This window comes from Bradyrhizobium vignae, from assembly GCF_004114425.1.
Lineage (GTDB): Bacteria > Pseudomonadota > Alphaproteobacteria > Rhizobiales > Xanthobacteraceae > Bradyrhizobium > Bradyrhizobium vignae.
The window spans coordinates 1-25,410 of record NZ_RDQF01000041.1 but is presented as its reverse complement, the minus strand read 5'-3'; the positions used below and the strand labels follow the sequence as shown (position 1 = coordinate 25,410).

General features: G+C 56.7%; 20 protein-coding genes. 12 read left to right on the top strand and 8 right to left on the bottom strand.

Annotation, left to right across the window (positions count from 1 at the left end; all coding sequences use genetic code 11):
• Positions 1 to 257 precede the first annotated feature (257 nt).
• Positions 258 to 956 carry a hypothetical protein gene (locus EAV90_RS27590; RefSeq protein WP_129145252.1) on the top strand — a complete coding sequence of 233 codons (699 nt, stop codon included), beginning with the start codon at positions 258 to 260 and terminating at the stop codon, positions 954 to 956.
• Between the two features lie 903 nt (positions 957 to 1,859).
• Here EAV90_RS27590 and EAV90_RS27585 read toward each other — a convergent pair.
• Positions 1,860 to 2,654 carry an SDR family NAD(P)-dependent oxidoreductase gene (locus tag EAV90_RS27585; RefSeq protein ID WP_129145251.1) on the bottom strand — a complete coding sequence of 265 codons (795 nt, stop codon included), beginning with the start codon at positions 2,652 to 2,654 and terminating at the stop codon, positions 1,860 to 1,862.
• 29 nt (positions 2,655 to 2,683) lie between these two features.
• Between EAV90_RS27585 and EAV90_RS27580 the strand changes: the two genes are divergently transcribed.
• Positions 2,684 to 2,893 (top strand): hypothetical protein, encoded by a 210-nt coding sequence (locus tag EAV90_RS27580; RefSeq protein WP_129145250.1) that lies wholly within the window; start codon positions 2,684 to 2,686, stop codon positions 2,891 to 2,893.
• Between the two features lie 708 nt (positions 2,894 to 3,601).
• Here EAV90_RS27580 and EAV90_RS27575 read toward each other — a convergent pair.
• Positions 3,602 to 4,135, bottom strand: coding sequence for a carboxymuconolactone decarboxylase family protein (locus EAV90_RS27575; RefSeq protein ID WP_129145280.1), 534 nt, complete (start codon positions 4,133 to 4,135; stop codon positions 3,602 to 3,604).
• Positions 4,136 to 4,878: 743 nt separating this feature from the next.
• Positions 4,879 to 5,547, bottom strand: a complete 669-nt coding sequence (locus tag EAV90_RS27570) for a class I SAM-dependent methyltransferase (protein ID WP_129145249.1) — start codon at positions 5,545 to 5,547, stop codon at positions 4,879 to 4,881.
• Between the two features lie 1,503 nt (positions 5,548 to 7,050).
• On the opposite strand from EAV90_RS27570, the gene EAV90_RS27565 reads away from it, so the two are divergent.
• From EAV90_RS27565 to EAV90_RS41815, 8 genes are all read left to right on the top strand, one after another.
• Entirely contained in the window at positions 7,051 to 7,971 is a 921-nt protein-coding gene (locus EAV90_RS27565) for a beta-keto acid cleavage family enzyme (RefSeq protein ID WP_129145248.1), read from the top strand.
• A gap of 547 nt (positions 7,972 to 8,518) precedes the next feature.
• On the top strand, positions 8,519 to 9,313 hold the full coding sequence (locus EAV90_RS27560) for an SDR family NAD(P)-dependent oxidoreductase (RefSeq protein WP_129145247.1): 795 nt from the start codon (positions 8,519 to 8,521) through the stop codon (positions 9,311 to 9,313).
• 1,158 nt (positions 9,314 to 10,471) lie between these two features.
• On the top strand, positions 10,472 to 12,022 hold the full coding sequence (locus EAV90_RS27550; protein WP_129145246.1) for a hypothetical protein: 1,551 nt from the start codon (positions 10,472 to 10,474) through the stop codon (positions 12,020 to 12,022).
• A 1,263-nt stretch (positions 12,023 to 13,285) separates the two neighbouring features.
• Positions 13,286 to 14,026 (top strand): hypothetical protein, encoded by a 741-nt coding sequence (locus EAV90_RS41500; RefSeq protein WP_347338818.1) that lies wholly within the window; start codon positions 13,286 to 13,288, stop codon positions 14,024 to 14,026.
• Positions 14,027 to 14,264: 238 nt separating this feature from the next.
• Positions 14,265 to 14,918 carry a reverse transcriptase domain-containing protein gene (locus tag EAV90_RS41495; protein WP_347338817.1) on the top strand — a complete coding sequence of 218 codons (654 nt, stop codon included), beginning with the start codon at positions 14,265 to 14,267 and terminating at the stop codon, positions 14,916 to 14,918.
• A 1,099-nt stretch (positions 14,919 to 16,017) separates the two neighbouring features.
• Positions 16,018 to 16,488, top strand: a complete 471-nt coding sequence (locus EAV90_RS27535; protein ID WP_129145245.1) for a CDP-alcohol phosphatidyltransferase family protein — start codon at positions 16,018 to 16,020, stop codon at positions 16,486 to 16,488.
• A 79-nt stretch (positions 16,489 to 16,567) separates the two neighbouring features.
• A complete protein-coding gene (locus tag EAV90_RS27530; protein WP_129145244.1) occupies positions 16,568 to 17,371 on the top strand; it encodes a formyl transferase in 804 nt (267 codons plus the stop codon).
• A gap of 309 nt (positions 17,372 to 17,680) precedes the next feature.
• The gene (locus EAV90_RS41815; RefSeq protein ID WP_164937126.1) at positions 17,681 to 18,040 is read left to right on the top strand and encodes a hypothetical protein; all 360 of its coding nucleotides are present in this window, start codon (positions 17,681 to 17,683) and stop codon (positions 18,038 to 18,040) included.
• A gap of 425 nt (positions 18,041 to 18,465) precedes the next feature.
• Here EAV90_RS41815 and EAV90_RS41810 read toward each other — a convergent pair whose 3' ends face one another.
• The 3 genes from EAV90_RS41810 to EAV90_RS27505 all read right to left on the bottom strand — a co-directional run bounded on the left by EAV90_RS41810 (position 18,466) and on the right by EAV90_RS27505 (position 20,100).
• Positions 18,466 to 18,600 carry an ATP-binding cassette domain-containing protein gene (locus EAV90_RS41810; RefSeq protein WP_430644752.1) on the bottom strand — a complete coding sequence of 45 codons (135 nt, stop codon included), beginning with the start codon at positions 18,598 to 18,600 and terminating at the stop codon, positions 18,466 to 18,468.
• A 539-nt stretch (positions 18,601 to 19,139) separates the two neighbouring features.
• Positions 19,140 to 19,472: an ABC transporter substrate-binding protein gene (locus EAV90_RS27515; RefSeq protein ID WP_129145243.1), complete on the bottom strand. Its 333-nt coding sequence runs from the start codon at positions 19,470 to 19,472 to the stop codon at positions 19,140 to 19,142.
• A gap of 331 nt (positions 19,473 to 19,803) precedes the next feature.
• Entirely contained in the window at positions 19,804 to 20,100 is a 297-nt protein-coding gene (locus EAV90_RS27505) for an ABC transporter substrate-binding protein (protein WP_129145241.1), read from the bottom strand.
• A gap of 273 nt (positions 20,101 to 20,373) precedes the next feature.
• On the opposite strand from EAV90_RS27505, the gene EAV90_RS27500 reads away from it, so the two are divergent.
• Positions 20,374 to 20,874, top strand: coding sequence for a hypothetical protein (locus EAV90_RS27500; protein WP_129145240.1), 501 nt, complete (start codon positions 20,374 to 20,376; stop codon positions 20,872 to 20,874).
• A 380-nt stretch (positions 20,875 to 21,254) separates the two neighbouring features.
• Here EAV90_RS27500 and EAV90_RS27495 read toward each other — a convergent pair whose 3' ends face one another.
• Entirely contained in the window at positions 21,255 to 22,049 is a 795-nt protein-coding gene (locus tag EAV90_RS27495; protein ID WP_129145277.1) for a phosphocholine cytidylyltransferase family protein, read from the bottom strand.
• A 318-nt stretch (positions 22,050 to 22,367) separates the two neighbouring features.
• The gene (gene aepX / locus EAV90_RS27490; RefSeq protein ID WP_129145276.1) at positions 22,368 to 23,225 is read right to left on the bottom strand and encodes a phosphoenolpyruvate mutase; all 858 of its coding nucleotides are present in this window, start codon (positions 23,223 to 23,225) and stop codon (positions 22,368 to 22,370) included.
• Positions 23,226 to 23,830: 605 nt separating this feature from the next.
• Between aepX and EAV90_RS27485 the strand changes: the two genes are divergently transcribed.
• Positions 23,831 to 24,040, top strand: a complete 210-nt coding sequence (locus EAV90_RS27485; protein ID WP_129145239.1) for a response regulator transcription factor — start codon at positions 23,831 to 23,833, stop codon at positions 24,038 to 24,040.
• The last annotated feature ends 1,370 nt before the right edge of the window (positions 24,041 to 25,410 follow it).

Genomic DNA, 25,410 nt, shown 5'->3' with positions numbered 1-25,410 from the left:
AGCAGCCTCTCGCAGAGCAGATCTTCCCGTCTTTGTCGGTGATTGTTGCACAGGCTTGAACTGCGCAACATCTTAGTGTCGTCCGCTCACTGAGACGTTTCCAGGTGCTCATACTCGCCGTCTTGACGATCATCTGTGTCGCGATTGTGCTCCCCGCCAGATCAGGCAGTCGACGATAGATCGGTGACTGCCCTACCAAGGGCAATTCCTCGCATTTTTGATCAAAGCCGAGGGGACAAGAGGCAAGGAATAAGGGAATGAAAACCGTGGTTGATCCGTTGAGCGTCTCACGTTTTTTGCAAAAATACGACGCCGCCGCCGCTCAAAACGGAATAAAGGTTTCGATAGGCTTCGATTTTGATGAATATATCTCGATCACGCAGACTACTCCAACAAAGGGACGGACATATCCGAATTTTCGACCGGACCGTTCGCCGATCAAATTGGGCGAGGGATTTTGGATTGTGGGCGCCGATAGAAATAACAACGTCGCTCTTTTAGAGGCCGCCCGACTGTACGATCTGTCAGGCAGTAACTTGGCCGAACATCTCCAGTCTTTGAAGGCGTTTTTTGCGAAGCCGGCTTTGCATGCACATCCTCAGGATCGTTGTAGTTGCACAGCACCGAGTGCGAAGAAGATAACCGGTAAGGTAGCTTATCTCGGAGATCGTTGGATTCGCAACGATTTTAGAGGGTTGGGAATCTCGAAGGTCATGGCGGGATTAGCACGCGGAGTGTCTTTCGCGATGTGGGCTCCGGACTTCCTTTGTGCACTAGTCTCGCGCCAACTATTGGAAAAAGGGGTGGTTTACGGATATTCTCATCACGAACCCGGCGGATCGATATTACGGTTGATAGGAGAGGACATCGTGGACGATGATTGCCTCGTTTGGCAAACAGGAGAGGAGTTGAAGAGCCTCGTTGATCGTGGAAGCGAACTGACTTTGACGCCCTGATTTGTTCCTGCACGATCTACTATTAGGAGTCGTTTCGATCTGCCGAGTATTGGCCGGGCCGCGGACATACTCATCGCCGTTGTAAGGACCCGGACTGTGGGCCATGAAAAGCGCGGCGGTGTTCTACATGCCAAACGGCGCGCCGACGTCAGCGAGGCGGTGCGGTGAGAACGGACGTAGACCACCCAGACTTGGATTTGAGGTTCTGTCACGTTGCCGCGCTAGTTGCGCCGTTGCCAGCGCTGGCGAGAAGCAGGAGAAGGTATGAACGACCGTCAGCGCCCGGAGCTCGTGACCAGTTGTCAGACGATGGTTTACAAGGCCACTCATTAGCTCTCTCGTTCACCCGCGCGGTGATCTTCGATCCGTGCGCACTCGGCTTCGGCGCGACTTCTGGTCGACTTGTTGCAATGCAGGCCAACTCGCAAATACACGCCTCTTGTTCCTACCGTGCAGTCACTTCTCGCGGCTTAACAGCAGGTGGATACGGCGATAACCGTATCGAACCCGAACATGGCCGATCTGCTTCAATCCAGCTTTCAAGGGCGGCCTGGGACTTGTCATCATTGGGCGACTGATCGCAATCGAGAGGTGCGAGGCACTGTAGGTCAACATCTGCCACTCGCTACAGATTCGTCGATCTACAACGCCCCCGGTCAAGCTCGCGGATCACGTCCTGCAGCCTTCCCTGCCGGGACAAATCGTCGACCAGCTTCCACTTCCTGCCGTTCTCCTCTCGGAGCTACTTGAATTCGGTAGGTCAGCGCGACTGATCCCCCTCTACGGCAGACATCCGCAACCGGACCCCGCTGCTGGCTCTCTCTTAGGATGGACATCTTCTCGGCGGCCCGCATCAGGCCCTCTGCCGCCTCTCTCTCATCACAGGGACAAGCTCGACTATCCTTACCTGCATGCGCTGAGACCACCATCGACGTATAGTATTTGCCCAGTCACAAAACGCGACAGCTCCGATGCGAAGAAGTGTACCGCGCCGGCGACATCGGCTGGCGTTGCCAGGCGACCAAGAGGAACATTCGCGGTAGCCTGCCTAAACGCCGATGCATCTTCGAGCGTTCTGTCGTTTTTCTGCGTCCGAACCCTGCCAGGTGCCACGCCATTGACAGTGATCCCGTGCGGAGCCAGCTCCGCCGCATGTTGCTTTAGAAGAATAGCCAGTCCGCCTTTTGCCGCGCAAAAGGAACTGTAGCCCAGATCCCGGAATCCAAGTGAGGATCCAACCGACAGGAGGTGGATTTGACTGCCGCCCCTACCACCAGAAATTTGATGCTTGGCCACCACTTGAGAGAGGAACATCCCGGCTCGCAACGTTCTTGAGTAGACCTCATCAAAGGCCTCCTCCGTCACCTCGAGTAGCCTCTGCTCCTTATTGAAACCGAGGCAATTTGCTAGAATGTCAATCGAACCATGGTGATGTACCAGTGAGCTTGAGAGTTCTTTGATTGCTTCAGTGTTAGTAGCGTCGAGCTCAAGGCCCTCCGCAAAATAGCCTCTGTCGCTTAATTGGTGAGCTAGCGCGCGCGCCTGGTCCCCGTTTCGTCCCGCAATAACGCTGGTTGCTCCAGCAGCAGCAAGTGTTTCGGAGATTGCTGTACCAATCGCTCCATAACCACCGACGACGAACGCTACCTTGCCGCAAAGATCCATCGAATGTTGAGTGTTGTCACATACGTTGTGCATGGTCGTTCGCCTTCTCTGAGTTGACTAAGATGTACGATCGCCTTGAGCTATCTCAAACCAACGAGTCATTGCAAGCCACTCCACTTTACGCGACGCGGCAGAATGGAGCTGTACCTGAGATCCTTGCCATCTCCGTTTGTCTGATTATCCCAGTCGACGGCACTTTTGCTAAACTCTTTGATGGTGTCTCCTTCACCCCACAACAAACTAGCGAGACTCCTGAAATTGCGCAGTTCTAAAGGTCAAGGGGATCGATGCAGGCGTGACGGGCATCGATGGCATCACTTCGTTAGGAAAGTTGACGAATGGAAACAATGCGAGCTGCGTCTTGCCGAAGACGCGGCCGGCGCCCGCTCTCGACCGGAAGCCTTGTCGTAGCCGAAATCGAGGATGCCGGCACCGGCATCGACACTGAGCTCAACGTAGGCAAGCAGAGGTTGTGCTGGAGTTGGCCTGAACGCCCAGCGGCGTTTAGCGCATAAGTACATATTGAACGGGACCGATGGCGAGGCCGAAGCGGGCTTGACCGTCCAGGCCAGAATGACCTGAACGCGGGAGAATGCGGCGTGCCCGCAACTGCGGTCCAAATCCGGTCAGCTCACTCAGTTTCACCAGTCAAATGACCTGCGTCGGCCACTACTTTGGAAAGCTACGGTGAACGTCAATTATCGTTCTGGCGCGCACCTTGCGAGCCGCGTTCTCGGCTGATTAGGCCGGCCGCTGGGTTCGCCGAACTCACAGCGGTAGATCCAACGATCTGTTACCCACGTCGCTAGCAGCTCCAGGCGGGATCGGTATGCAGCAAAATCCCTCTAGTCCACGATGGCACAAGGGGCGGCGTAGTGCCGCTCAAGGCGGCGGGAGCTCCGAATTCCATTCATCGCGGGTTTGCCGCACTCAGCCTTCTCTTCGCATTACGCTTAAGCTCGAATAGACTATGTCCGAGATTAGAATCTCGCGTTACCGCTTGTCTCGATGGCGATGGCTACTGACTGCATAATAGCAGCAAAACGTACGGCAGTCTGGATCTCCGTTGGACTGAACCACTCCTGTTGCAGAGCCGTTTCGTGCTCGTCGATGAGGGCGCCGCAGCCATTGATCGCCGAGATCGCCAGTGACCAGAGCTGGAGATCGCCCCTGTCGACGTTCGAACTATCGACGAGGTCTTGCCTTAGCAACGTAGGCATCTTCCTGTATTCTGGGTTTGACGCGAGTTGTACAAACCGATTGTAGACGTTGTTCATCGCAATCGAGCAAGCCGCGGATTTAACCGCAGCGATGGCATCTGGTGTCATTACAGTTCTAGCCTCGCATTCCATCGCAGAGATGACCTTGTGATTGCGAGTCGCAATCGCGACAGCTAGCAATAGACCGCACTTGCACTTTGGCGGAAGCGTCTTATCGGCCAACATCGCGGCTAGGTTAGTCCTAACTTCTCTGGCAAAATCCGGTATCTGATCCTTTAACTCGTTCATCAACATGACGTCTCTCACTCGACTCTCAGAGCGTCTCGCGATCTGCCATTTACAGCCCAGGAGCCTCTTTTCGGAAGCAGGTGCAGGGGACAGCTATTCTGGTGTCGTTCACTGCTGTTGTTGTCTGTTCGAACATGCTCTGCCAATCTTAAGGCCCTCGTCCTTTGACGAGATAGCAGATGACGAAACGTTTGCTTGCTGGTGCCGGAGAACTGTTTTGGTGCGCGCGTCGCTAAAAGCACGCAGCCGTTCATCCGCGGCCCATTCGCTGCCATTGTCAATCGGCGTTCCTTACCAACCTCTCGAACAGGCTCTGTCTCGTATCCTCCTGGAGGTCCGGACTGAGAGTTGCGTCTTTGACATCAAATGAATTCACCTGGATTCCAGAAACAGGAATATCCCTCCGAGAGTTCACTGGAAGTACGGTTTCAGCTCACCTCCAGCAAGACTTATGCCGGCAGGCGGGATGATGGTGCGGTGCCAAGGTGGGACTGAAGGTCGAGTGTGCCTTCGAGCTAATCGGCTGTAGCCGAGCGAGCAGATGGAGTTCGGGGAAGGTCCTACTGGTATTTGCAAGAGGGCTCAGGACCTGAAAGCGACATGGATGCCGAACCAGGGCGGTGCAGGCGGTAGCAACTTGTCGCGTGAGCCTTCTTGGAGACACCAGCACCGGAAATCGCCGAAGCATTCGCTCGTGCAGAGACGTGACTGCGCCAGCAGGGCTCAAGAAATTCCGTCCTGCGCCACCCTCACAACCGCATCCAAGAAGAGGATGTGGGAGCTCGCAGTGCGATCCAGTCGGGATCCGATAACGAGTTCTCAACTTCAAAATTGAACAGAGGGATCAAATACTCCCGGATAATAATTGGGACGTGAGGTTCATTAGCCTCGTCCTCGGTCAACTGCGTAGTTTGTCCAAACGTCCCGTGAGCCAGCTCCCTGCTTCCGAAAGCGAACCTGACATCCCCGAAAAGGAACAGTCCCCCAGGTTTCAACAACCGTACTGCTGCGATTGCAGCCGCAAAATCTACATAGAGTGAATGATCACCATCGAGGTAAATGATATCGAAGCTCTCGTAATGCCTTGCGAGCCTGACCAGGTTGAACAGGTACGTTCCTAGGTAGTTTCCCCAAAATCTGATGTTCCGATTCACGATCCCAGCCGCTCTCAGCCTGGTTCGCGTTTCAGCGCAGATGGGCTCGAAGTCCAAGCCCACGTAGTTGATGCGAAGCTCGTCAATGGTATGGAATCTCTCTTGCCTGAACGAGCGACCTATACCAATCTCGAGAAAGTGGCATCCAGGATGTTGTCGAAGAATGTGGATCAGGCGATTCTCGACAAACTTCCGGTACGCTCGGTAGTTGACAGGCAAGGGATGGCTGGCCTTAAACAGAAAGTCGGGACAATTTTCGTTCATCAGTCATCTCCCGGTTTGCTAGCCTTTGAGGATGGTCTGCTTGTTCTAAGGCATCGAAATCTCGAGTCGAGAACGTCGCGGGATCAACTTAGTTCATGGGGTGATGGTGTGCGAGCTGCTGACCCGAGGGGATCTTACGCCGGAGGCTTATCACGGCTGATGCGGTATCTCCGTCCAGGTTTCCATCCTCCCACACCAACAATAGGGCATGAGGATGCCATCCATTCATCATGGTCTGTATGGTGCCTGACCCAAACCAAATTCTTCAAACAGCGCGTTTTGGATAAGCGTCTCCCATTACTGATCGAGCCTTTCACGAGCAGCACGGAAAGCGACAACCTCTATCCATCAAAAATGATGTCGCTGTGACGCTTGATCGCAGAACTGTCTGTCGTATCTGCGTGGGTCAGCCCAGCAATCGAGTTGCTAAGACAAGGAGGAAGGCTGTCTCGAAAGAGGCGGTCGGCCAATAATTGTCTCATCATGAGCAGGCTCGCGGGTATGCAGGGCGGCCGAGACCAGACAAACGGTGGCGGACCCATCACAGCGCGCGGGGGCCGAAGCGTTCTGGCTCAATAAAAGAAGGGGTCGAGAGCAGGAGCTCGGTAGAGCCGTTGCGCAGGTGCGCGACCTACGATCAGGATCTGCCTTCCTTTCCGAGCTCATTTCGCTGCGCTCCTAAAATCCCCGTTTGGGCAACTTCTGCAGCAGGACCGCGGATGAAAACCAGATTATCGACGGGCTTGTTGCGCTTGCCAGTTGCTCAGCTGAGAGCAACGGCAGGATCTGGATCTCCACCCTGCACAAACGAGGCAGTATATCGAGCGGCCGAACTGTCGCTATCGCTCACGCTTGTGGGTAGCCTGGCGTTCGCATTGTCGTATTTCAGACAACGGGGATCGGCTGCTCCTATGCTGATTCACGCGCACTTAATGGAAGAGATACGGGAATATCACCCCGCGCATCTGAGCTAGGCTGTCTTCTTTCCGGTATATCGCAGACGCACGCTTCCGAGGAAAGCCGGCTCTTCAAATAGTTCAGGGTGAGATCGAGACGAAGCACAAAAAAGCATAATACCACCGAGTGGATGTACATACAATTCGGCTCCGACACTGTAGTATTTGAGCCACCCGTCGACGGGCGGCAGCAGCCTCAAAGCTTTTGAATTGGCTGATTGGTGGTTTTCGCCAAATATGCGTCTTAGCTTTCTCTCGTCTCGCTGCGCGCCACTCAAGGGCGAGAGCCTCAGCCGAGGACGATCTAGCCCGCCCATCGTGCCCCCGTGCGCAGACAACGATGATGCGTGCCGCGCTATCAAGCGTAACGGCGTGTGACGGCACACGCCGTATTCCCTGGGTGGCATGAGGCTTGCTGGATGATAGGCGGGCTCAACGTTTCGGATGCGATGACTGCTATTTGAGTCTTAAAGTCACGAGCTGCAGCTAGGAGTCCATACATTGCGACCTTGCCGCGACAGGTCAGCCTTTGAAAGGGAGAAGATCCATGAATTCCGAGGTGTTTATCACCTGCGCTCTCACGGGCGGCGGGGGAAAACCGGACACCACGAATGTGCCCATAACCCCGGAGCAGATCGCGGACTCAGCAATCGCCGCAGCTCGGGCCGGGGCCGCTGTGGTGCATATCCACGTGCGCAATCCCGAGACGGGGCAAGGTTCGCGTGATCCGCTGCTGTATCGAGAAGTGGTGCGGCGCATTCGAATGTCGAATGTAAACCCGATTATCAACCTGACTTCCGGGATGGGATGCGGTCTCGTTCTGGGTGGGCCGGAGTCTCCGCTGCCGCCAACGGCCGGAACGGACATGGCGGGTGCGCTTGAGCGTTTGGTGCACATCGAAGAGTTGCGCCCCGAGATCTGTACCTTGGATTGCGGCACCTTAAACTACGGCACTCGCGACGAGTTGATCGTGGTCAATACGCCCGCGACGGTACGTAAAATGGCGGTACACCTACAGAAGATTGGAGTGCGCCCAGAGCTCGAGGTGTTTGATACTGGAGATCTCGTGTTAGTCGACGAGTTGATCAAAGAGGGCTTGATTGACGATCCGCCAATGATCCAGCTGTGCATGGGCATTCCTTATGGAGCGCCAAGCGATCCGGTCACATTGATGGCGATGGTGAACCGCCTGCCGCAGCGCGCTATCTACTCTGCCTTTTCCATTGGGCGAATGCAGTTTCCGTACGCAGCGCTAGCGCCGTTCTTTGGCGCAAATGTGCGGGTAGGGTTAGAGGACAACCTTTACCTCTCCCGTGGGCGGCTGGCGACCAACGCTGAACTCGTACAGCGCGCGACGGAAATACTCGAACGCATCGGTGTACGAGTGATGAGCTCCGATGAGGTTCGCGAAAAGCTTGCGCTCACGGGGGGTAGAAGCCGATCTTCAACTCCAGCAGATCAGCAGTGACCGGCCTGCGGCCCGATTTTTTCCAGGAACGGCAACATGGCGCTCGCGCTGCGGGGCAGGGGCACGACAGGGTGCTCCTTGGATGACCAAATGCTCCGGTTGGCTTCAGCAAGTCACACACATCACCCATCTAAATAATTATGATGGGCCATGACCGACGGCGCATGCCGCCGTCGGTGCTCCGCCTGCTCGAGAATCGTAATGGACGAATATCGGTCGAAGTGTCACCGGTAGCCCAGGAGGAGATGCACCTCTGGCATTTTGCGGAACTGACCACACACAAACTCTCTCTCTCTCTCTCTCTCTCTCTCTCTCTCTGTTGACGATGCCATCCGCGTGCTCACATGCTTCGTCCGGAGGACGAACGGGTTCTCATCTTGTCAAGCGTATGCAGATCACGATGGGACTCGATCCGAGAAGAAACTGCTCCAGGCAAACGCGGCAGCGGATGGGCGTGTCTGGTGTCGGCGATGGAGTTTTGTAGGTTTCGCGGGTGTTTGTCGGCGCCAAGCGTCGCACACCGTTAAGATCCGGAAAAGGAGGATTGATGTCGAAGCATCCATTGTGCGCGATCATAACGGGTTCAGCCTCGGGACTCGGAGCGGCGACCGCCGCCCTCTGGGCCAAAGGCGGGGCCCGCATCCTGCTGAACTACTCTAAGAGCCAGAAGGAAGCCGATGCCACCGCCGAAGCCTGCCGGAAGGCGGGCGCAGCCGAGGTGTTGGTTGTGCAGGGCGATGTCTCGCGCGATGACGATTGTCGTAAGATCGTCGCGGCGGCGGCCAGTTGGGGGCGGCTCGACGTGCTCGTCAACAATGCCGCTACGACGAAGCATGTGCCGCATCACGATCTCGCCGGACTCTCCGCGGAAGAGTTTCAACGCATCTATGCCGTCAATACGATCGGGGCATTCCAAATGATCCGTGCGGCGCGATCGCTGCTCGAAGCTGGCGCTAAGGTTAGCAAGCGCTCGGCCGCAATTGTGAACGTCTCCTCGGTCGCAGCTATCAGCGGTCCCAGCTCATCGATCGCATACTCGGCAAGCAAGGGAGCGCTGAATGCCATGACACTGCCACTGGCAAGGGCGCTAGCACCTTCTATTCGCATCAACACAATTTGTCCGGACTATATTGACACGCCGTGGTTCGCAAAAGCGCGCGGCGAGACGGCTGCCCGAGAGGTGCGCGATGCCGTCAAGGCGAGCTCACCCCTCAAGCTTGTGTCTACAGCAGAAGATATAGCACATCTCATCTACTTCCTCGCTAGCGCGGAATCCAGCAGCATGACGGGAGAATGCGTGCGTATCGACGCCGGCCTGCATCTGATCACCCGAATCTGTTGACGTTCCGTCTGTCACGCCAGCCTGTCTCTCCACGCTAGTCATCAACTCACGCTAAAGGCGATCGCGATGAACCGCTCAATGTCGCACCCTCAGGGCCAGGTGGGCCAGATAAATAGCATGCCAGCGGCAATGCGGTCATGACCCGTATTCGTTTGGTTGAACGCGATTACAGCAAAGCTGCCTCGAGAGCCGCTGTGAACACAGAGACCTCGTGGGAGTTCCCTGCGAGAATCAGGGTAAGCGGAAAGCCTCTCGAAATGATCCCGGCACTCTGAGAAGAGTGCTGCGAATCTCTTGGGAGGAAAGGCTGCCATTTCTCAGACGATGGAGATAAGCAGGCCAGAGAAGGCAGCGTCTCCTAGAGGACTGCGCACATGTCCAGGGGATCATAGTGCCACATCCGAGCTGCCATGTCGAAGCCTGCGAGTGGAATGCTGGTCTGGTGATGATCAACTACCCAAATAAGGGGCTTCGCTCTAGAGCCAGCGAGCTGTATGCGAAGGAGTTCTGTTGCCGCGATCGACTGCTTATTCTCCATCTGCGGGCTGACATCTTTGAATATCTTCAAGGGGCGGGCAGTTGTCATGGGAGCATACCGTTCGATCGCTTTGGTTGAATTGGATTGTTGGCATATACTCCGTGCAGCCGCATCCCGTAGCGTCGATCGTTTTCGTTGGCAGAAATCGTCGTGGCAACTGGGTTGCCCGGGAACAGAGCGGCATGTTCGGTGGCTTGTTCGTTAACGCGCTCAAGCGTTTAAAGACGCTCTTTCCGGCAATCATCCAGAGGCGGTCATTGAGAGTTCGCGCGAAATTGAGCTCGATGCTCACACCAAGCCGCAGATTGCCGGCAAGTGGCCGAGAAGCTGTTGGCTGGCACAAGCCCGGGATAACCGTCATGGGTGGTGCGGTAAGGGGAAAGCGGCATTTCGCTTCGCTATCGCATGGTCGAGATCACGACTTCGGCCGGTACCCGCAGTCCTCGTTGATCTGGGGAAGAAGATTATGGAGATTGACTGCAGCTACCCTCCTTGGAAAGCGAGTGTTGGCCGAGCAGGAGTCAAGACGTGTGTGGGCTCGGGTGTTCTCGTGGTTCTTCCCAGACGTCATAAATGCGATCCGCTCCGGCCTTCGTTAAAGCGTTAGAGGGGGGCCTTACATGAGCTTGAATACTGATTGCGATGGCACGTTACATGACAGCCCTGCCCCAGGACAAGTATTCCGTGACCTTGGCGTTGAACCGATCATTAATTGTACCGGTGTGCGCACCTCCTACGGCGGATGCAATCCAGCGCGATCGGTGCTCGCTGCAATGGAAGCGTCGGGTCAGAGTTTTGTCGTTATCGACGAACTGGCGGAAGCGGTTGGACGGAAATTAGCTGCGCTCACCGGTGCCGAATGGGGGCTAGTGACCGCTGGAAGTGCAGCAGCAGTAAGCCAGGCTGTTGCAGCGTGCGTCGCCGGCAACGATCCAGAAAAGATGCTCAAGCTTCCGTTACGAGGCGAGAAAACGGTAGTTGTGGCGGCTGATCAGCGGATAGCTTACGAGCATGCAATACGAGCAGTCGGTTGTATGGTGCTTCCTATCGGCCGTGCCTCAGACTTGGACCAGCTTCCAATTGAGGACGTCGCAGCAATATGCGTTGTTGCCTCAGATATTCCAAAGTCGGTCTTGCCCTTTGAAGAAATCGCTCTGCGCACCAAGCAACTTGGAATTCCGCTGATTGTAGACGCGGCCGGACAAGCCCCCAAATTTCCAAACGTCTGGCTTCAAAATGGGGCCGATCTGCTGATTCATTCAGGTGGCAACTATATCAGCGGACCGCAATCTACCGGCTTCTTACTTGGCTCCCAAAGATTATGCAGAGCGGCGTACCTGAATGGGCCTCCTGGCCAATCGTTTGGCCGGTCAATGAAGGTTGGCAAAGACGAGATCATTGGCGCTTTCGTTGCGTTGGAGCAATGGGTTCAGGGAGGTGCCACTCGCGCAATGGAAAGATGGCGCGACTGTATAGCGATAATGAAGCGCAAATTTTTGAGCGTACCTGGCCTCTCTGTCGAAGAGATAGAACCAGACTCTGCATTCTGCAATCCACGAATAGCGGTTTCTTGGCCGGCTAAAGTATTCCCAGTAAGCGCCGACCTGATCGCCAAGAAGCTGGCTGGCGGGCGTCCGCGCATTGTGTTGCACGACGGTTGGCAGGCACCGCAACGGATCGTCGTCGATCCGACCAATCTCACCAAAGTCGAAGCCGAGATCGTTGGCCGTTCAATCGCTCATGCCATTTCAGAGCCTTTTGTTCCGCCAGCCGCACCACCCCACGAGGACTTTGAGGACTTAGCAGGAGCATGGCAGGTCTTTATCGACTTTCTACATGGTAGCACTGTACACGCGTTCGTTCTGCTACAGGAAGGCCAAAATATTATGGGCAAGCACATCGGCGCCGATGTCTCGAGTAACTGCCGAGGCCAGATAGTTGGACCGAAATTGAAGCTGGTGTCACAATTGCCGGGAAATCCTTTGGCCTTAGACTACGAGTTCGAAGGGACGCTTCGCGACGGCTTTTTGACAGGCGTGGTTTACTTGGGCGCGTCCGCGGCCAAGTACAGCGGCCTCACCTTTAGGCGGCAATTCGGACGAGCGAGTTGGCGCGCCACGCGTACCCGAGCAAATCACACCTATGGCGTAAAATGTGCGAGTCTTCGCTAAGCGGTCCTCTAAAGACAGCCGCGAGCAAACTGCAGATACTCAGGAAGCATCGTCTTCGACAGCAATTCGGCCCAGTCCACGCTCGCATACTCTTGATGGGCGGGGCCAAGCTGATTGAACCGTACTTGGCCGCCTCAAAATGCAAGCGTGCGCCGCTCGATGTGTGTGCTTGGGAAGGCGAGTGGCCGAGACGCCACAATTCACGCCACCAAACGGCGGTCGAAAGTCATCTGCCACGTAGTCGTGTAATTCATCATCGCTGGAATGAAACTGATCGGGCAAAATCGGAGGCGAACAGAGCCTATTGCGTGATCCGTAGTAGTTGAGGGCACTCGGCGATATGCGAACCGAATCGGGAAGATCGCGGCCCGTCCGGAAGAATGATAGGCTGTTCGTTGCGGCACTGGGCGGTGCAGGAGTTATCAGCTATAGCACACTTTATTATTGCGTGGCGGCCATTGCAAAAGAGGCTTCCCGTGACCTGGCAGTCACAGAGGAGTGGCTGCTCGCTTGAACCTCCTTCGCTTTGCTTGCCAGTGCGGTGATGTCGCTGGGCGGTCGCCTCATGGACCGAGCCGGCGCAGGCAAGATAATGAAAGTCGCCTCATTCGTTGGAGCTGCTAGCCTGGGAATTGCGGCAACTTCTTGGAGTGGGATCGTTTTTGCAATCGCCCTGTCCGGCATGCAACTTTCTTTTTCGTACCGCGAGATGCGGTTCATGCGAAGCGGCAAATGGCTCTGTTGACATTGATCGCCGGTTTCTCGTCAGCGCTGTTCTGGCGTTGACCTCGTTGTTGCTCACTTCGATATGCTGGAGGCAAGTGGGTTGAATCTAGCGAAGCTGCAATGTTATCCTCGCCCTGCTTCGATCCAATTGGCTCACGGGAAGTCCTCCGCAAGGCTTGGAGATCAGAACACGGTCTGTGGCTCGCAAGACCAGCCCTCTTGCAAGCTGATTGACCTCGTCCTCATGACGGCAGGCTTCTCGCTGACGACATTTGCGAAGCGCCGGGAGACCGGCAAGGAGTAGAGAGTGCAAGTCTCTTAAGATGAAGGAGTAGCGATCCACATCGGCCCCGAGTCATGCGCAGTTGCCCGCGAGGGTGTCGGCGAAGCGTTGACAGGGGAGCGCATAGGCCAGCCATCGAGCCGCGAAAGAGTCCTATTCCGGGTGCCCACGCCGTGCAAATGGCGGAAGGCAACACATCCGGGCGCGTCATCGCGAGCGCCAGGACGACCCGGCGTGGTCAGAGACCCTGGCATGTGCAGACGCTCCTTGCATGGGAACCGGGAGATCTCGCGATCGACCGCTCGGCAACAGCCGCCGGTCCGCATCGGGAAGGCGAGGAGCCGAAGCCGATGATGCACGGTCGCGAGAAGTCAGACTCTGCCATAGTAGCTGTGAAGCCGACGAACAAAGCGGTCCCGACCGCAGCGGAGCCGGTGGAGCCAAGGGCGGGGGCCAAGGGGAACGCGCGCCAGCAAAGCACGCACCGGACACAGGGACGGGAGCGCGTGACACAGGCGCTGGAACGCGTACGGCAAGCCGCAAGGCAACGGAAGAAGGAGAGGTTCACCGCACTCCTCCACCACATCAGCATCGACTGCCTCCGGATGGCGTTCTTCGCGCTCAAACGCGATGCCGCCTCTGGGGTGGATGGACTGACGTGGCCGACCTACGAAGCAGACCTTGACCGAAACCTCACTGATCTGCACGAGCGGGTTCATCGGGGAGCGTACCGGGCACTGCCATCGCGCCGGACGTACATACCGAAGGCTGATGGGAAACAGCGTCCGCTGGCGGTTGCGGCGCTCGAGGACAAGATCATCCAGAGAGCGACTGCGGCTGTGCTGAACGCCGTCTACGAGGAAGACTTTCTCGGGTTCAGCTACGGGTTCCGACCCAAGCGAGGTCAGCACAATGCGCTGGATGCGCTGTTCGTCGGGATCACGAGCAGGCGAGTGAACTTCATTTTTGACGCAGATGTGGCCTCCTTTTTTTGACTCAGTCAGCAAAGACTGGCTGGTGCGATTTGTGAGGCACCGCATCGGCGATCTGCGCATTATCCGCCTAATCCAGAAGTGGTTGAAGGCGGGTGTCCTAGAGAACGGAGTTGTCACGGTCAGTGAAAAGGGGACGGGGCAGGGATCGGTCATCTCACCGCTGCTCGCCAACGTCTACCTGCACTAGGTGTTCGACCTCTGGGCCGCGCGCTGGCGACGGCACGAGGCCACGGGTGACATGATCCTCATGCGGTATGCTGATGACATTGTCGTCGGCTTCGAGCACGAGGCGGACGCCCGGCGCTTCTGGGACGATATGCGCAAGCGGTTCGAGGAGTTCTCGCTGTCGCTCAATCCGGACAAGACCCGCCTGATCGAGTTCGGCCGCTTTGCGGCGGAACGACGCGCTCACCGCGGGCTCGGAAAACCGGAGACCTTCAACTTTCTTGGCTTTACCTTCATCTGTGAACGCAACCGCCGTGGCCAGTTCCTTGTCAAAAGAACAACACGGCGCGATCGCATGCGGGCAACGCTCAAGAGGGTCAAGGAGGAATTGCGACGGCGCATGCACGAACCTATCCCCGAGCAAGGGGCGTGGCTCAAGCAAGTGGTCAGAGGCTTCTTCGCCTACCATGCCGTGCCGACCAACGGCCGCGCACTGGGAGCATTCTATTATCATGTGACGCGCATCTGGTTGCGCACGCTGCGGCGGCGCGGCCAGAAGGACCGCTTCTCATGGCAACGAATGCACAGGTTAGCCGCCGACTGGCTCCCTCAACCGCGCATCCTTCACCCGTATCCTGACAAACGTTTCGCCGTCATGCACCCGAGGTGGGAGCCGTGTGCGGGAATTCCGCCTGCACGGATTTGGGCGGGGAGCGGTCAGCAATGACCGTCCCTAGCGCGCTTGTTCAGCATTACTCAGCTCGGCTTAGACCTGCAGGAGACAGCCTTGGTTTCCACGCTCTTCGGCCCGTCACAGCTCGCAGTACGGCTGTTTGCTGGATCGTTTAGTGAGAGGATATGCCCTGTCAACTCGCCATGTGTTATTCTCTCAGCGGCGACATTCGCTTATGCTGGCGACTCACTTACTCGCCGCAAATGTAATGTTCATTGCCTTCGTCGGGTGTAGCTCTGGTCTAAACAGCATCTGTCGTGGAAGTTCGCCGCTCTCAGTCTTCGGAGCGGACGGGTATTGGAGACGGGGCGGGTTGATCACGACCTTCCGATTATCTACGGCGTCCTTTGCGCCATTCCTCTTCAGTCCAGGCCGTTGAAGAAGTCGGCCGATCGGCCTGACAGCGAGCCCGACGTGAACCGGACGGTCACTAAGTGTCCGCGACCTTAGATGAAGGATCGCAAGCGTCTGAGCGTAGGCTGATCACGCCGAGCTCGACACTAGCGCGCATTCTGGAGAGCTGTAGTGCGCGAGAGAGGGGCGATTAGCTGGGCGGTCCGTCTGCAGCGCCGAACGGGGAGACGTATCTCGGCTTCGCCGGACCAAAGCTCTAATGACAGATGCCGCCACGCCTAGGAGCTGCACGTTGGGTTTTCTGGTACGCTAGACTTGGTCATCGCGATCGCCATTCACCGGGTCGTTCTACAGCATTTTGCGGGTTGCCTGGGGGGCAGCAAGCGCGCGCTCGCGGTCCTTTCGAACCGATCGAACAGCAGCGTCTATAGGAGAATGGCGTCAAGCTAGCATGACGGCTCGAGCCTGCCTCGTCCCAATCGGATGAAGGGGAAGAGCCGCGTCTCGTCTTTGCTCGCGGAACCATTAGGCGGCCCTATCAGAACGAGTAGTTTGCGGATGTTTCGGACCTAGTCCAAGTTAAGTTGCAGTTGCGGCTGCCAACCAGCAAGGGCAGAGAATTCGATCGCTCGCGGCAAAAAGAGTAACATCGAAGTTCGATGATCGCATACCTATCTGACCGCGCAAATGCCATTACTGCCTTGGGGCTCCTGTGTTCTGGCGCAGCGATGGGGCGCGTATGAAAGGACATTATGAGGCGGGAGTAGCGCTCGGACTCATCGTTGATGATGTGGATGGCGAAATTGCCCGTCGAACCGAGAACCGAACGATGGCCATCAAAACCATCGGTAAAGCTCTCGATGCGTTCTCGGGCCTCATGTTTGGATCAGTCATTTCGGCAATTGTCATCGTGTGTTTTGTGGAGTCTCCAGCAGCTGCGGTGTTCGCAGCGTTCCTGATATTGATCGGAGCTCTTCGGCTGGCATATTTTGACTATTTCGGATTGGACGATCACGGTTATTCGACCGGCCGACCTCCCTTTTACGCTCTTCCAGCGCTCGCGGCGGTCTTGCTAGTTGACCACATGTTGGGCCGCCTGAGCTCAGTATCGTCCTTGCTGCCGTCTTTGTACCGCTATCATTGCTCCACATCGCGCCATTCAAGATCAAAGCCTCGGGCACTCTTATGCATGTGCTCACCATCGGCGTAGGGGTCACTGCGTCCGCCGGGCTGCTGATTACGAGCAGGGCGGGCCAATAATCGGGATTACAATGTCGTAAGGACGAGAAATGTCGAGCTTAACTAACGGCGTGGTATTTGCCGGAACCAGGGGACTTGCGACCCGCTGCCTTCTGTTTGCCATCGAGACCTGCAGCAAAGACCGCTTCGCGGGCATTTTCGGCGCTTCCCGGTACGAGAAAACGTGGTGGCGGCATGAAACCAGTGAGGAGCTTTGGCAAGTCGCAGATCGCTTCGGAATACCGTTTTCCGAGTCGATAGACGATGTTCCTCCTCTCGGAACGTTTCTCGTAAGCGTCATATGGAACAAGATTTTTCCGCCCCACATCCTCACACGGTTTGATGGAGGAGGAATCAATCTTCATCCAGGCCCACTGCCTGAATTTCGCGGCAGTTTTGCGCGGACGCATGCCATACTCAACGGCGACAAGAGCTTTGGGGTAACTGTCCACTATCTCTCAGAGCGGGTCGATAGGGGCGATATTATCGGCGAATTGCGGTTCCCCATTCTGCCTTCTGAGACCGCCCTCTCTTTAGACACCAGAGCGCAACTTTATGGCTACGCTCTCTTCTGCCACGTTTGGCTGCGTTTAATGGACGGATCGGCGACGTGTCGGTCACAAGACGAGTTGATCGCTCAAGAAAAGCGCAAGGCTTGCTTCTATCCCATGCGGAGGATGGCCGCACTGTTGGATTCGTCAGACGTTCCACGCACCGCCGAAGAACTCGATCGACTCTACCGCGCTCTATACCTTCCACCACGCATTGAGCCTCCAAAGTGGCTCGTCGAACGAGTCATGACCAGTGAGGCTCGGACGCTCGTTCGGGATGTTCACCTCCAGGGCAAGGCTTGACTTGACTCGCACCGTGGAAGCTAGCCCGGAATATGAGATCGCGCGTCTCGAGCCCGTCCGCGGAGCCAAAGTGTTGCCTGCGAACCTCCCTCATTGACTGCACGTGGTCTTAGCTCTGCAGGTTGTTTTTGTAACATCCAGTCTATCGAGAGGCGGCCGCGCCCGACCGCGTGTGGGCCGGCTGAGCACGCAGGAGGCTAGCTGTGTGTGGGATTTGTGGATTCATCGGACGGGTTACTGATATGTCAGTGACCGAGCGGAACCTCGCGCGTTGCGCTCAGGCCCTGGCCCATCGGGACCCTGACGCGAGTGGCAGTTGTTGACCTCTTTGCCTTCGCACATCGAAGGCTCGCGATCATCGATCTGGATCCTCGCTCAAACCAACCGTTCCTCGATGAGGAGCTCGGCCTGACAGTCACGTATAAACGGGAGATCTACAATTACCGTGACTTAAGGCGGACTTTGCTGCGGCGGGAATACCGATTTTGCACAGAATCGGATTCGGAAGTTGTTTGCGAAGCATTTTCTTGTTGGAGGATTGATAGCGTCAAACGTCTGCGGGAATGGTTGCTTTCGCAATCTAAGATCAAAAGACGGGGACAGCGTTCCTGTGTCTTTGCCTCGCAGCCGTCAGCCATCCTGCAGCGGCTGACCAACTGGCTGACGTAGAGAACGCCGATGCGATCCGACTGCTGCAGGGCAACGCCCAGGTCATGGGTCACAAAGCGGACGGCCATGTCTGAGCGGAGCCGTTGGAGCAAGTCAAGGATCTGCTTTTGCGTGGTGACGTCGAGAGCCGAGGTCGTCTCGTCTGCGATCAGAAGCGTCGGGCTTCATCGCTAGCGCGCCATTGCAATCATGACGCGCTGATTCATTCCGCCGGACATCTCGTGCGGGTATTTTCTTATCGTCTCATTGGGACTATCGAGTCCAACATCGCAGCCCTTTCGCTCGCCTCTCGCTTGCTCAAGCCGCTGTTCATCTGGACAGTCCCGCGAGCTGGAATCCAATGTTACGAACAGGGTTAAGATATAGGCTTGGTTGTTGGTAGATCATTGCGCGCCGGCGCCGATCGACGTCAGAAAGAGGCTGCCTTAGATATGAATATCGCCGAGACATCTCAGCTCGGAACTTGCTACTCCCATGATGGTCGAACACAGCACGCTCTTTCCGCTGCCGCTTTCGCCGAGAAGCGCGAAAAACGCACTCTTCGGCAGCTCGAACTGAATGGCGTCCGGGACGCGTGTCTCGGGCCGGTCTGCAAGAACAACGCCAATCCGGGAATGCTCAGGAGCGACGGGCTGCCGGCCGCCATGGCTGGGCGCCCGGCATTCCCTTGCTCAAAGGTTTGGACAAAGGTGCTTCAAGTGCATGCGAACTGGTTTGGTCCATGATTCCAGTCTCCGAGCAAACAATAGTCTTTTGCGTCTGGCCCAAGCCGCTCTCGGCTAGGCGTTGATTGCGCCTGGCCGAAAATCCATCAAACCGGTTGGGGTCGGTGCCCACTGGATGTTGGCGCCTTTCCGAAGAACTCGCCAAGCGAGCGGAGCACCGTCCCTGGTGGATCAATCTCTTCGAATATGTCCAGCATCTCTTGATAGGTAGCCCCATCTTTGGGCCGGCTCCTGCGCCGTTAGCAAAATCGTCTCCAGCACATTAAATCTGTCGTTCCGCCAATACCCATCCCTCTGAAATTGCTCTGAGACCCCCCCGCGCGAGATGAATGATGCTGTGGGATCGGGGTATTATGTCCCATCGGACGAGTTGTTCACACCGCGGACCAGACGGGCGCCGACTTGGGACCATTCTCTTTCATCTGGAAATCGACGTTCAAGCCGACAGCCCGCCACATTGCAGCGATGGCTTGAGTTTCGATAAGCTCGGCCGTGTAGTAGTTGCCGACCGTTTTGAAAGGAATTGCTGCCCCATTATAGCTGGTTTCGGCAAGAAGTCGCTTCGCCCCTTGCGGATTGTACTGTGGGATTGGGCAGTCTGGATGGTAGAGAGCGCCGTAAGCAGGGCTTTGATGGGAAAGCGGCACACTCATGCGCTTGCGCCAAATACTATTGATAATGGTCTGCCTATCGATCGCCAGAGTCATGGCGCGCCTGATGCGCCGGATCCCGCAGCACCTCGTTGGCGGTCGAATGATAGAACAGCGTGCGGAAGGACGTGTGTCGCCTCCAACCACGCCTGTCCGGGGCGTCCGGCGCTACGGTCGGGATGACATCGAAGTCGCCAGCGCGAAGGCCGGCGACGCGTGCCGCCGGCTCCCGCACCATCCGAAACTCGGTTCCCCTTCGGCGCCGGTCTTCCACCCCAGTACCCTTCGTGCAACTCAAGGCGTATGTAGCGGTTTTCGACGGCCTCAACGACCCTGTAAGGCCCCGCCGCGCTGGGAGCCCTGGCCGTTTGATCGAATGTCGCCGCCTTCAGATAGGCTGATTTCGAGACGATGCTGGCTCCATATGAGGTAGTCGTTTGACAAAAACAGGATCGGGCGCCTTGGTGCTGAACTCGACAGTATGTCGGCCGGTTGCCCGCGCCGCGCTTATCGACGGAAAGCTGATCTGGGCAACGCCACAACTCTCTTTTGCCAGCATACGTTCCGCCGAAAGTAACGCGACGTCCTCTGCCGTTAACTCTTGAGCATCGTGGAATCGAACCCCTTTCCGCGGAGACACGCGATATGTGGTGCTGTCGAGAGCCTCAATGCTTTCAGCCAACATCGGCCGAATCCGCCCGTCCCGTTAATAGTCGATCGCAAAGAGCTTGTAGTAAATGCTCTCGAGCACCCGGAAGCTCACGAGCGCAGTAGGACGGGGATGGAGCGGATCGCGCTCGACGCGCAGATCCTGCATTGCAATCCGCAGTGCCGTTCGGGCAGCGTCTTGGGCAAAGACAGAGGTCGATGGAAGCGAGTTCAGTCCACCGGCCAACTTGAGAGCCGCGCGTCGCTCCCGTAGGTTGAGGCTCGAGAATCGGAGCAGGAATGTGGCCGAATGAAATTTCTAATTGTCGTGCTGGATGGCCTTCGTCCTGACCAGCTAGATGAAGCAGTTACGCCGAATCTCGCCGAGCTGTCCAAAATCGACCTTCGACTTGCCCGCCATACCTCATTTTTCCCAGTCGGACGCGCGTTTCATCGGCTGCGTGGCATAGCTCGGCCGATGGAATCATCGGCAACCGTTTTCTGGCAAACGCGTCGGTCGATCGATGTATTTTCGCTCTCCGCGCTCATGACACTCGGCAGCGAACGCGGTGGCGTCCTCACCGTCAGTACGGTCGGCGAAGTCTTGGCGTCTCATGATAGTGCGATGCTGTCGATCGGGGCTCAGTCGCAGGGCTCTTTTGGACTTTCGGGGTGGGGATTTGGCAGGCAGGTGCGCCGGCGTTCTGGGTTCATGACCCATCAAAGTGCAGTGGCAATGCGGCCGCTCACAGAATTGCGCCGCCTTTCCGATGCTCTCTCCCGACCAGCGGCCGGCGCGTGCGACCATTGAACATGTCGTCGATCTATTCTTCTCCTTCCTGAAGAAAGAAGCACTTCCGGAGGTCAGCCTGCTCTGGATTTCCGAGCCGGACATTGCATATCATAAGTGTGGTCTTCAGCATCCTACCGCGCGTGAGGTGCTCCACGAGGTCGATCGGCAGTTTGGGCTGAGGGCGAAATAACTATTTCGCTACCAACATTGCTGGTGGGCGGCGTTTCACGCGTCATGCCGGGACGAGCCGCTCGCGTTTTGCTGAGGCAATAGACGGCCGCGTTGGTTGCGACCTCTATCAAGCTTGTGGGTCTTCATCGCTGGCCGGCCCTTGTCAGAGGCAGCCGCGCAGGTTGTGAAGTGGCGCAGCTTCAAACCTTCCGTGATCGTCGTGAACCTCACCCCCAGGCGGTTGGATCAGACGACGGATCGCCTCTTGCGAAGATGCGCTCGGCGGTGCGCAGATCTTCCGCATCATCGATTTCGTACCACCTGAGATCATCGCATCTCACCGCAGCAAGCAGCAAGCCTTGCCTTTCCACGAGATAGGAAAGAAGCTCCTCAGTGTAGGCTTGGGTAGCGCCGGCCTTGATCATATCGTCTAGGGCCGGAACGACCTCTGTCCGCAGAGTAGACGCGGACAGGCGTAACAGATTCATCGTCTTGTAAAGAGGCGGGCCATCCGTGATGAGATTTCTCGCTGTTTGTTTCAGGCGAAATTCTGAAATGAAGCCAAGATCGGACAACAGGACCGCTGATCCCTGCATCAGCTCATCGAAGGGAGCGACAGCAGCCGCGTCGGGCGCTTCACTGATGAGCAGATGCCGCAATACATTTTCCTCGAAGAAGACGTCGCCCTCAAGAAGGAAGTGGTCTCCGGAAACGAGCGCGTCACGCGCCAGCCAGAGCGAATAGGCGCTTCCAGTACGGTCGTAAACGGGGGATTCGACGTATTTGATTGCAACGCCGCCAAACCGACTGCCGCAGGCTTCTTGGATCGCCTCCTTGCGATACCCGACAACAATCGTCACGTGTTCCACGCCGACACGCCCAAGGTTCTGTAGCGCGTTGTGCAGGATGGGCGTGCCATGGATTTGGACGAGCGGTTTCGGGTTTAGATTCGTTAGCGGCCGCAGTCGAGTGCCCACTCCAGCGGCGAGAATGAGAGCATGCTTGGGAGCATTCAGAGGCATTTCATTCGCCTTCTTCATCCCGGGTGTCGCTCCGCAAGCATCGTGAACGCCTCTGTTCAGTGATGCGTGCCGCAGACTTGTCCGACCATCCCAGATATTGAAGGGGGCGGTGTGAATTGTCATCAACGCATACACCTACATCAGCCGCCGTGTGAGCTTACTTAAGCGGCACGACAGATGTTTAGCCATGTCCGGAGCTGCCCAGGATGTTAGGTCGCGGTCTTACTGGGTGACACTGGAGGGAGACGACGAGAGGAGAGGGGCGCATCGGGTTTTGAATAAAGAAAGCGTTAGGTGATAGAGTCTGGCCACCATCGACTAACGGGGATGCAGATATTGCTTTTCTGCCACGGCGAGTTCGTCATACCTCAGGAGCTCGAATATCTCGCTCAGCGGTGCGATATGAGATTCAATGCTCGCAACGCTCTCTTGAGCTGCGATGCTATCGCAGACGCGCCGCATTGCAGCTGCCGCAGCACGCATGGAGTGATTGGCCCAGACGACTGTGGAGATGCGCGCATCGCGATAGGCAGAGACTGGCGTTCGAAAGTAGGTCGTCGGAACGATCACGACAGGCAGCCGGTTCCGCCACTCGGCGACAAACGAAAGCATCTCGTCCGCGGTACTCTTTCGCGAGTGAATCAAGATTGCATCGGCTCCCGCGTGGGCATAAGCGTGAGCACGCAAGAGAGCGTCTTTCAATCCGTGCCCGGCGATCAGCGCTTCGATCCTGGCCACGAGAACAAGATGCTCGGCGACTGCATCCTTGACAGCCCGCAGACGACCGGAGAATTCATGGATATCGGCGAGCGGATGCCGTTCACCAATGAGCGAGTTCAGCTTCGGGAAGCAACTGTCCTCAAGCGAGACGCCCGCCGCGCCAGCCTGATGAAGTTTGCGTGCGAGAAGGCGAGCATTGTTGAAATTGCCAAAGCCGCCGTCACCGTCAACGAGCACAGGTAGCTCGGTTGAGTCCACTATGCGTTCGACGCTCTGGACGATCTGGGTCCATGAAGCTTCATTGGCATCGCGATAGCCAAGGGAACTGGCAATCGACAAACCAGAGGCCCAGAGCCCCTTGAATCCTGAGCGCTGGGCGATCGTGGCAGACAGGCCATCATGCGCTTCCATCAGAAACGAGAGCTCATCATTCGAGCAGACCTGGGCCCGAAGCATTTCGACAGGCGACTGGCGTGCGCATTGACGGCCTGCCATAGGCCGAACGGCTTGTGGTTGATGCTGCATTCCTGAATCCTGCAAGCCGATCCTCGATTGGCGCCCACGTCACCCGTTCATATCTTTTTGGGGGAATGCCGATCAATGACCAGCATTGGTAGTTTTTTGAGACGCGCAGATTTGCATAATTGCGTAGGAGTGGCGCCGAACGCAAAGCTTTCACTATGGGGTTTATTAGGGTGCCTAAAGGCTGAAAAGAGGGGCCTTGGTTACAAATGGACGACCTGGGTTCGCGAGCCTGGTCTTAGGGCCCCAGGAAGAATTCCCCCCCTCCTTGGCGGGGAGGAGTGCTTAGTGAAAGCTATATCCGCCTTACATAGAGTTGGACACCAACATCGGCAGCCGCGATTGTCAGCAATGCTGATGTCGTGTTTACGACACATGTCGCAAGCCCATCGACAGGGCTGCAGCGGGATGGCGGTCTCGCGCGAATGTCGCGGCAATCACCGACGAATTTGTCCTGCCTCGCCGATGCTTGCTGGCGCCACAGAGTGGCATTGCATTTGCTGATCCTTCTCCTGTTCTCTCGAGTCCAGGAGAAATTCATGGCGGATGAGAAAGAGGTTGCGCTGTCGGCACGGGAAAGACAATGTTTGCGATGGGTCGAGGAGGGGAAGTCATCCTGGGCTATCGGTGTCATTCTGAAAGTGAGCGAGAACACCGTCAACTTTCATATCAAGAATGCGATGCGAAAGCTGGAAACGTCCAGTCGGACTCAGTGTGTCGTCAAGGCGCGGCGCGAGGGTCTTATTTAAGGTAACGGCCGCGGTTGCGTTGGCGCTCATGCAGATCTAGCGAATGTAAGGGTAACTGTGGGTTGCTCCAGCGGACTGTGAGGCGAATGACGCGGCCGCGGCTGTAGAGCCATAATATATAGGCGCTGTTAGTATGAACCGGGCCTGCTTCTCTTTCGTCGCTGATCGTCACCGGGCACCGTGGACCACCAGGGTAGGTGAGATCACGGGCTCATGACGCTCTTGCAAGCTCGACGGCCCGCTCGTATCCCTATGTTCACCTTGTAATCGGTCCGTCCCCCTGCTGCGCACGCGGCGCTCGTATGCGTGTCGCAAATTGAAGAGAGATGATCGTAGCGGCTGACGTACTGAAGCCGTGGTCGGCGGAAAGGCGGTGTAGACGGCGTCGGCGGGACACGAAGATGGCAATGATAATCCGTGAGTGCATTTTCAAACGCGTGCAGCTGGTAGACGTTGCACCATATTCTACTGCTCTGCGCGCTCACCAAGTCCGGGCGATCCACACATAGCTAGCTTGATGAACGACCGTTTCGCGGACCCCAGTGCGACTGTCGCGCTCCTCCGATGGTATAGCGGATCGAGATAAGCTGGGGTTGTTTGCGGCGGACGGCGCGATTCCGGTCTTTCCGGAAGGCGGACAACTCCGAAGTCGATGTGGCTGAGTTGGGCCACGATCAGAGGGCGTCATCGATGATTGGGAAACTTGACAGGACGGCGTTGAGGAGGATTAGAGGCGCGCAGCGCGACCACGAATCGGTGCGCAATGTTTAGCTCACATGCATTCTCCGCGAGGTGGGGACGACAAACACGTCAATAAGCTGATGCAGGACGATTGGAGTCTTGCGAAAATACTCAGGCAACAGAACGAGTTCAAGGTCAAGCTGCTTCATGCCCAATCGGTTGTCGCCGCATGTAAGGCAGGATTGGCGGATTTGGACGGAGTCTTGAGCGTCGAGCAATCTCATCGCCGACCGACGAACGCCAGCGCAAGTCTGGCTAGAGCCTCTTGTTTCGGGGGCTGCTCACGCAGATGTCCTGAATCGAGTGTCAGAGAGCTCTCCACCTTGAGCCAACCAGTTCGGTCGTTTTGTCCGTCTTCAAGGCGCTCAAAATTACCAGTAAACGTGATTGGAGGGAGGGCGCGTTCGATGACACGATGGTTCGCTATACCCGTGGGGCAAGGCATGCGAGTCGGCGGTGCTGACAGCGGAAGCCGACCATGCCTCATCCGGCATCGCATGGAGGTAGTGTGCGGGAGGTTCTGCAAAAGCTGAGAGGCTGAAGCGGTCATGGTAAGTCCGGTGATTGCGAAGATCACCGCTCGTAGAGGAGCTTGGACCCGCCATGACCGTGACGAAGATTAGGACGGA